This window comes from Acutalibacter sp., assembly GCF_056800975.1.
In genome coordinates this window covers 1-1,969 of the sequence record NZ_JBQISV010000173.1, presented here as the reverse complement: position 1 = coordinate 1,969, position 1,969 = coordinate 1, and the positions used below count along the sequence as shown (strand labels likewise).

Annotated in this window: 1 protein-coding gene and 1 pseudogene; one reads left to right on the top strand and one right to left on the bottom strand. The window is 59.4% G+C overall.

Annotated elements, in window-relative coordinates; genetic code table 11:
• Positions 1–182 (top strand): annotated as a pseudogene (locus tag ACTO5E_RS10935) (hypothetical protein); the annotation flags it as partial.
• Positions 183–544: 362 nt separating this feature from the next.
• Here ACTO5E_RS10935 and radA read toward each other — a convergent pair.
• On the bottom strand, positions 545–1,915 hold the full coding sequence (gene radA / locus ACTO5E_RS10930) for a DNA repair protein RadA (protein ID WP_482303597.1): 1,371 nt from the start codon (positions 1,913–1,915) through the stop codon (positions 545–547).
• Positions 1,916–1,969 lie beyond the last annotated feature (54 nt).

Below are 1,969 nucleotides of genomic sequence, written 5' to 3'. Positions count from 1 at the left end.
CTTTGCGCTCTGCGGACTATGAGCCGCCGTCATCCACCGACACCCGCCCCGGCTCCTCCGCCCGGAGGGACACACCTGGCTCCACCCCCTTTGTCCCCGCTGCCGCCGGCTTGCTACTGGCCGCTACAGTTGTTCGGGAACTGGGCGGCTTTGGATTAGCCAACACACTTGAAGACCGGTAAAGTTCGGCGTTCAAAATGGCCCAGAGAGTGTTGCTGTCTTTCCCCACACTATTTTCCCCCACTCAAGCGCTTCAACTATAACAGACAAAACAGTGCGGGCCAACTCGACCGGCACTGTTCGTATTTTTTGGGAGAATTCAGGTATACTAGAAGAAAAACGGAGTTTTTCAAAAGGTTTTTTCTTTTGGTTCTTTTCTTTTTTGCAAAAAAGAAAAGAACAGCAAGGAGGGATGAAAATGAGCCTTATTGCCTGCACCGACCCCTGCGTATACCAGAAGGAGGGCTACTGCTCCCTGTCCCGGGCCGCTTCCACCGGAGAATCAGGAAAGTCCAAGTGCGTCAATTTTGTTCCGACCCACACCTCACAGCAGAGCGGCCAGCGCCTCTCGGATGTTGGACACCCGGATTAGCTCTAACCCCTCCGGCGCTGACAGTTTTCCCTGTGTACGCTTTGGAATTATGCACTTTGTAAAGCCTAAACGCTTTACCTCTGAAAGCCGCTGGCCCAGGGCGCTGGCCGCCCGGAGCTCACCGGTAAGGCCCACCTCTCCAATGGCGGTCAGGTCGCTGGGGACGGGCTTGTCCCGAAAACTGGACGCCAGAGCCAGAATGGCGGCCAAATCAGCGGCCGGCTCCTCCAGGTACAGCCCCCCGATGACGTTGAGGTAGACGTCACAGCCCCCCACCATCAGACCGCCCCGCTTCTCCAGGACGGCCAGAAGCAGCATAGACCGGCTATAGTCAAAGCCGTTGCTCACCCGGCGGGGATTGCTCAAGCTGGTGGGCACTACCAGGGCCTGAATCTCAGCCAGCACCGGCCGCACCCCCTCCATTACGCACGTAACACAGGTGCCGGGGGCCCCAGCCGGACGGCCGGACAGCATGGCTTCAGAGGGGTTTGGCACCTCGGCAAGCCCCACATCCTCCATCTCAAAGACGCCGATCTCGTTGGTGGCTCCAAAGCGGTTCTTGGCCGCCCGGAGGATGCGGTAGGCCATGTGCCGCTCCCCCTCGAAATAGAGGACACAGTCCACCATGTGCTCCAGCACCTTGGGCCCGGCGATGGAGCCCTCCTTGTTCACGTGCCCAATGACAAATACGGTGATGCTCTCCCCTTTGGCCAGCTGCATCAGTGTTAAGGTACATTCCTTTACTTGGCTTACGCTGCCTGGGGCGGAGGTCACGTCTCCGTGGTACAGGGTCTGGATGGAGTCCACAATGAGCACGTCGGGCTGGAGCTGGTGGACGGCGTCCACCATGTTCTCCAGGTTCGTCTCGGCCAGCAGGTACAGACCCTCGCCCCGCACCTTCAGGCGCTCCGCCCGCAGCTTGATCTGCCGCTCCGACTCCTCGCCGGATACATACAGCACCTTGGCGAAACGGCACAGGTTGTCGCAGATTTGCAGCATCAAGGTAGACTTGCCGATGCCCGGCGCACCCCCTACCAGCACCAGGGAGCCCTTCACCGCTCCCCCGCCCAGCACTCGGTCCAGCTCCCCCATGCCGGTGGCAAAGCGCAGCTCGTCGGTAGTCTCCACCTCCTTCATGGGCCGGGGGCGGTTGATGGCTACCCCGGTTGCGGAGCCGCCCTTTACCGGCCCGGACCGTTTGGCAGGCTTCTCCGCTGGCTGCTCCACAATGGTGTTCCACGCCTTACAGGCCGGGCACTGCCCTGCCCACTTGGGTAGCTCGTTGCCGCAGTCGGTACAATAAAATAAGGTCTTCGCTTTCATATGTTCTCCTCTGTTCAAAGCAATTTTTTGTTATCTTCTCCCACCACTTCTATC